General features: G+C 62.2%; 6 protein-coding genes. 5 read left to right on the top strand and 1 reads right to left on the bottom strand.

The genetic code is table 11. The annotated features are described in order from the left end of the window. Window positions 1-465, bottom strand: a 465-nt coding sequence (locus ACOJTB_RS09130) for an SDR family NAD(P)-dependent oxidoreductase (protein WP_420102212.1), incomplete at its 3' end; no start/stop codon positions are given. A 335-nt stretch (window positions 466-800) separates the two neighbouring features. Between ACOJTB_RS09130 and ACOJTB_RS09125 the strand changes: the two genes are divergently transcribed. From ACOJTB_RS09125 to ACOJTB_RS09105, 5 genes are all read left to right on the top strand, one after another. Beyond that, window positions 801-2,327 carry a class I adenylate-forming enzyme family protein gene (locus ACOJTB_RS09125; protein ID WP_420102213.1) on the top strand — a complete coding sequence of 509 codons (1,527 nt, stop codon included), beginning with the start codon at window positions 801-803 and terminating at the stop codon, window positions 2,325-2,327. Further along, complete coding sequence (locus tag ACOJTB_RS09120; RefSeq protein WP_420102211.1) at window positions 2,327-3,577, top strand: thiolase family protein; 1,251 nt, start codon at window positions 2,327-2,329, stop codon at window positions 3,575-3,577. The genes ACOJTB_RS09125 and ACOJTB_RS09120 overlap by 1 nt, the downstream gene beginning before the upstream one ends. A 35-nt stretch (window positions 3,578-3,612) precedes the next feature. Then, on the top strand, window positions 3,613-4,485 hold the full coding sequence (locus ACOJTB_RS09115) for a fumarylacetoacetate hydrolase family protein (protein ID WP_420102210.1): 873 nt from the start codon (window positions 3,613-3,615) through the stop codon (window positions 4,483-4,485). A 32-nt stretch (window positions 4,486-4,517) separates the two neighbouring features. Next, entirely contained in the window at window positions 4,518-5,408 is an 891-nt protein-coding gene (locus tag ACOJTB_RS09110; RefSeq protein WP_420102209.1) for a VOC family protein, read from the top strand. 150 nt (window positions 5,409-5,558) lie between these two features. Then, on the top strand, window positions 5,559-6,253 hold a 695-nt coding region (locus ACOJTB_RS09105; protein ID WP_420102208.1), incomplete at its 3' end, for an SDR family NAD(P)-dependent oxidoreductase.

Here is a 6,253-nt window from a genome sequence, read left to right as displayed (position 1 = left end):
ACCGGGAGCAACCTGCGCGTAGGAATTTGACGTCGTGTTGATCACGCGGCCCCATCGACGCTCCCGCATGCCGGGCACGAATTGTTTGGCGAGCAAAAAATTCGAATCGAGATTGATCGCCATCATCTGCCGCCATTGCTCCAGGGTTAGCTCCTCGAAGCTGCAGCTGGGGAAAATGCCCGCATTATTGACGAGAACGTCGCATCGGAGGTGAGCTGCGAGGATTTCGCGCGAAATCCGCTCGATCTCGTCCGCATGTCCAATGTCGCATCGATAGGCCGAGACGTCGCCTCCGCTATCCCGGATCTCATCGACGACCTCGTCTGCGGCGATCCGGTCAAGGACGATGACTTTGGCCCCGTCCTCCGCGACACGCTTGGCATAGGCGCGACCGATCCCTGCTGCGCCTCCGGTGATCAGCACCACCTTGTTTTCATGTCGCTTCTGCATCATCGATCCGATCATCCCCGACCCACCATATTCTTATATTCTAGAGTTTTAGTATGTCAACTTCCTTATCGAATTCCTGATGCGCATCGGTTCGCTTACTCTCGAGGCCTACACCGTCCCTCGGCAAGCCTCGACCATCCCGGCCAGAAGTCCAGCGTTAGATATAGAAGATTTTTAGAAGCTGCGGGTGAACAGCCAGATCCCCAGAGGAGGATCATGCCTCCCTTCCTAGAGCCCATACCTCATCAAGAGCGGTTGACGCTGAAAAGATGCTAGAATATATGAATGGAACTAGGGGCGCACTCCAGAGTGCCCACTCGTCAAGACAATGAGGACCGCCCTTGGGCGGCATGCAGGCGATGATACCGATCAGGATGCTTCATCGCGGCTGTCTGCTGAACCCCTTGGGAGCCGCTGTTGTCGATGGCGATCACAGCCTGACCTATGTCGAACTGGTCGCACAGGTGGATGCGTTCGCAGCCTATCTGCAGGAGCGTTTCGCGAGTCCGCAGTCACGCATCGGCATCTGTGCCCACAACAATTGGCAGCACGTCGTCGCGATGCTGGGGGTATTCGCATCGGGGCATGTCTGGGTCCCGCTCAACCCGCGAATCCCGCGGGACGAGCTGACCAGCATTGCGGCGGCGGCGGAACTGTCGCTCGTCATTGCCGATGCCGATTTCCTGCCGCTCTTTTCGGCAACGAAGCGCCCTCTGGTTGTGGCTGCGGGCGATGCTGCTTGCCACGAGACGGTCGCCTCGATCTGCCGGCAGTACGACTCGCGGCATCCTCACGACATCGATCATCTGATCGACGGCATCATGGCCATCAAGTTCACAGGCGGCACCACCGGAAGTCCCAAGGGCGTGATGCAACCCTATCGGGCCTTTGCGAGCTGCATCGCCAGTATGCTGACCGTCTTCGGCTTCGATCAGGACGACCGCATGCTGGCGATCGCTCCCCTCACTCATGGTGCCGGCACGTTTCTGCTGCCTGTCCTGGCGGCAGGCGGCTGCAACGTACTTCTCGACGGAGTGAAGGCTCCGCACATCTCTGACGTCATGCTCCGCATGGGCATTACCGCGAGCTTCATGCCACCCACGCTGATCTATTCGCTGCTGGACCATGCCGCAGCGAAAGGGCTGCGATATCCCGCCTTGCGCCACCTGATCTATGGGGCGGCGCCGATGCCGGCGGCCAGAATCGAGCAGGTGCAGAAGATCCTGGGGCCTTGCCTGGCGGCGATCTATGGCCAGACGGAAGCGCCGACGATGATCACCGCCATCACCGCGCGTGAACTCGCCGGGATTGGTGACGGATCGAGCGTGGGCCGCCCCTGTCCCTACAACGAGGTCCAGATCATGGGACCAGACGGCCGCATCCTGCCGGTGGGAGAAGTCGGAGAGGTGGTGGTGCGAGGCGACCTGGTCATGCGGGGCTATCTCGGGCGTCCCGACTTGACGGCCGAAACCATCGTAAACGGATGGCTTCACACCGGAGACCTCGGGTCCTTCGACCAGGCTGGCTACCTCACCCTGAAGGGACGCTCGCGCGACGTGATCATTTCCGGCGGGTTCAACGTCTATCCTTCGGATGTGGAGACGGCGTTGGCCAAGCATCCCGGCGTGAAACACGTCGTCGTGGTCTCGCGTTCCGACGATTACTGGGGTGAGCGCGTCGAAGCGGCGGTTGTGCGCCCTGAGGATGACCTCACCAGTTCGGCGGAACTGATCGCTTTCGCGAAAGCGGAGGTCGGCCCGGTGCGGGCACCAAAGGCCATTCATTTTCTCGACCAGATGCCGACCAACGCCGTCGGAAAGGTCACGCGCCGAGACGTGCTTTCGGCCGTGGAAGCCCTCGAAAGGGAAAGCGCCTGATGCGTTCCGACGAACAAATCTTCATCGTCGGTAGCGGCATGACCGGCCTCGGGAAGCAGCCAGAGCGCTCGGTCCGCGATCTGGCCTCGATGGCACTCGCAAAGGCGCTCGCCGATGCCGGCCTCGAAGATCCGGCGGCGATCGAAGCCACATGGTTCTCGAATACGCGCCAAGCGCTACTGGAAGGGCAAAACGGGATCCGGGGCGAAGTCGCCTTGCGGGAGGCCGGCATCGAGGGGATGCCGATAACCAATGTCGAGAATGCCTGCGCCAGTGGCAGCACGGCCGTTTTGAATGCGATGGCTTATCTCAAGGCGGGCTTGGGAGAGGTCGCGCTGGTCGTCGGCGCCGAGAAGATGTTCTTCCCGGACAATCGCCAGGGGATGTTCGCTGCCTTCAAGGGCAGCACAGATGTCCTGCACTTCGACGATCAGCTCGAAGGCCTGCTGGCTCTCGCCAAAGGCATGCCGATCCCCGCAGCAGTCGAGCCCGCGGCTGAGCGAAGCGTCTTCATGGACATCTACGCCGCCTTTGCCCGCTATCACATGGCACGCTTCGGCACCACCCAGCGGCAGATCGCGGCGGTGGCAGCGAAGAACCACCACAACTCCACACTGAACCCCGATGCTCAGTACCGCTTCGACATGACGGTCGAGCAGGTTCTGGCGGACAAGCCGGTATCGTGGCCGTTCACCCGCGCGATGTGTGCGCCCATCGGCGATGGGGCCGGTGCTTTGGTGCTGTGCCGCGCCGGAGCGCTGAAGCGCTTCGACCGGAACCGGGCGGTGCCTGTCGCAGCTTGCGCGCTGACGTCGTCGACCCGGCGGCACCCCGACGATCTGGATCAGCATCTCGGGCGCCGCGCCGCCTTGAAAGCCTATGAGCAGGCCGGCGTGGGTCCTGCAGAGATGTCCCTCGCCGAGGTCCATGATGCGACCGCTTTCGCTGAAATTCTCCAGGTCGAGAACCTCGGGTTTTGCAGCCGGGGCGATGGCGGCCCGCTGACGGAGTCCGGGGCGACAAGCCTCGGCGGACGCATCCCCGTCAATCCTTCTGGTGGCCTGCTGTCGAAAGGACATCCGATCGGCGCTACGGGCGTCGTCCAGATCCACGAGCTCGTGACGCAGCTGCGCGGAGAGGCTGGCGCGCGGCAGGTGCCGGCGGCGCGATGGGCTATCGCCGAGAATGGGGGCGGTTTTCTTGGACACGAGGAAGCCGCGACGGTCGTAACGATTCTCGGTGGCAAATAGCGACCGACGACAGGGTAACAGGGACGGAAACATCGATGAAACTAACGAGCTACAAAGATCAGGCCGGCCATGAGAGCTTCGGCCTCGTCGTGGGCGAAGCCGCCAGCCCTCAGGGCATTATCGATCTGGGCGACCGCTACTCCTCGCTGCGCGACCTGCTTGCCGACGAACAGGGTCTGGCCTTCGCGCGCTCACGCACCGGGCAGGCACCCTCCATCGCCTGGAGTGAGGTGCGTCTGCTGCCGGTCATTCCCAATCCCGCGAAGATCTTCTGCGTCGGCGTGAACTACGCAAGCCACATCAAGGAGACCGGCCGCGAAATGCCGCCCAAGCCGATGATCTTCACACGCTTTGCGGAGAGTCAGGTCGGCGCGAACGAAGACATGGTCTGCCCAAAGGTCTCGGACCAGTTCGATTACGAAGGAGAGCTTGCGGTCATCATCGGCAAGCGCAGCCGTTACGTCTCGCCCCAGCACGCCATGGAACGTGTGGCCGGCTATTCTTGCTACAACGATGGAAGCCTGCGTGATTGGCAGCGTCACTCCCAGCAATTCGCCCCGGGCAAGAACTTCTCGAAGACGGGGGCCTTCGGCCCCTGGATGGTGACGACGGATGAACTACCCGACGTTGCCGCACAGACCCTCAAGACGCGGCTGAATGGCCAGGAAGTCCAGAGCGCGACGCTGGACGATCTGATCTTCGACGTGCCGACGCTGGTTTCCTATTGTTCCTCCTTCATCACCCTGGAGCCCGGCGACGTCATCATCACCGGGACGACGGGCGGTGTTGGAGCGTTTCATAAGCCGCCTCTGTGGATGAAGGCGGGCGATACCGTCGAGGTCGAGGTTTCCGGCATCGGCGTGCTGCGCAACGGCATCGTCAAGGAAGCAGACGACTTCGCCATCTGAACCGCCACGGCAGCTCGAGACAGGGGGCAGGCTTGACTTATCTCATCCGTCAGATGGGCCATATCGCTCTGGCAACGCCAGATCCGGAGGGCTCGGCACAAGATCTCTCCGACATTGTCGGCCTCGCAATCATCGAGCGCGGTACTGAACTGGTGACGCTGTCATGCAACAGCCGGCGTCACGAGGTGGGCTACTTCAAAAGCGAAAAGCGCGCAGTGCTGGCCGTGGGCCTCGAAGCCGCCAATCCCGAGGCGATCGATGAAGTTCGACGCCGAGCGGTCGGACGGCATTGCGAGATCCTCGCCGATCACTCCTATTTCCCACATGTGGATCGCGCCGTGCGCTTGCGAACACCGCACGGGCTCATCTTCGAAGTGCACACGCCCGTTCCACGCGACCAGCCAGCGCGCCGTATCGGTCACGGCGCGACCCCTGTCCGCCTTGAGCATGTGAATGTCAGGGTCGAAGATGCACGCGATTTTGGAGACTTCTGCGCCAACGTCTTCGGGATGAAACTCTCCGACCGCACGACGAACGACGAATTGATGTGGTTCAGGGCAGCAGACGGCTTCCACCACACCATCGCGATCGGGACCGGCCCTGCGAAGCTTCACCACTACGGGTTCGATGCCAATTGCTTCGAGGACATCGCCATGGTCGCCGATACGTTGAGCGTCAAGGGCCGCACGATGTTGTGGGGGCCGGGACGGCACGGCGCAGGCGACAACATCTTCAGTTACTACGCTGATCCGAACGGGTGCGTCGTCGAGACCTCGATCGAGATGGAGCGGATCGACTGCGACGCCCTCTTCAAGCCGCGGACCTGGTCTCTCGGGCCGGAGAGCCGCGTGCGGAACCTGTGGGGACCTCTCGAAGGAGCGGACTATCGGGCTGCAGGCATTCCGTTCGCGGTTGAGCCATAGCGCCCGAGGGAAGGAGACGCGCGAGCGCGCCCGGCTGGATCGATCACAGCCTTCTGCCGCGTGAGGTCGAACGGGCGCAAGCCTCGGGCGGGACCACACGGACATGACAAGAAAGCCGATAGCGCGGCTGACCGCAAAGGGGGGATTGATATGGAGCTTCTCGACCGGCTTTTCAGGCTTTCCGGGAAAGTGGCGATGGTCACCGGCGGGGGCAGCGGCATCGGCCAGGTCATCGCCGAAGGACTTGCCACAGTCGGCGCCCATGTCATCTGCGCGGACGTCCATCTTGATCGTGCTGTAGAAGTGGCAGACGGAATCAGGTCGAGAAGCGGCTCCGCAGACGCTGTTCAGGTTGACGTATCCGATGAGAGCTCCGTCGGGTCAGCCATCGGTTCCATCGGACCGAACCTCGATATCCTGGTGAACTCGGCAGGCATATCTTCTCCGCCGGCGAGAACCCATGAAGTCGCGATCGGCGACTGGCGCCGCGTGATTGACGTCAACCTGACCGGGACATTCCTCGTCACGCGCGCCGCTCTGCCCAAGATGCTCGCTCGCGGCGGTTCGATCATCAATATCTCGTCGATCATGGGCCTTGGTGGGTATTATCCCGGCTTTCCGTCTAACTCGGCGGAATACACGGCGTCGAAGGCCGGGGTCGTCGGTTTCACCCAGCAAGTCGCGGTCGAGTATGCGGCTGACAATATCCGCTGCAACGTGATCGCACCGGGGTGGCATGGCGGCAGCCGGCTCGGCGAGGCCCGCAAGAAGTCAGCGAGCCCGGAACAGGAAGCTCGCTTCTTCGGAGAAATCGAGAAGCGTATTCCGATGCAGAGACGCGGTCA

It is taken from the genome of Allobosea sp., from assembly GCF_048595345.1.
Taxonomy (GTDB): domain Bacteria; phylum Pseudomonadota; class Alphaproteobacteria; order Rhizobiales; family Beijerinckiaceae; genus Allobosea.
The sequence above is the reverse complement of the archived record's forward strand: the minus strand, read 5'-3'. Positions and strand labels throughout refer to the sequence as shown.

Excerpts from the sequence above, each read along its gene's own strand:
- ACOJTB_RS09125 (WP_420102213.1), top strand. The coding sequence starts at position 801 with ATGCAGGCGATGATACCGATCAGGATGCTTCATCGCGGCTGTCTGCTG.
- ACOJTB_RS09120 (WP_420102211.1), top strand. The coding sequence starts at position 2,327 with ATGCGTTCCGACGAACAAATCTTCATCGTCGGTAGCGGCATGACCGGC.
- ACOJTB_RS09115 (WP_420102210.1), top strand. The coding sequence starts at position 3,613 with ATGAAACTAACGAGCTACAAAGATCAGGCCGGCCATGAGAGCTTCGGC.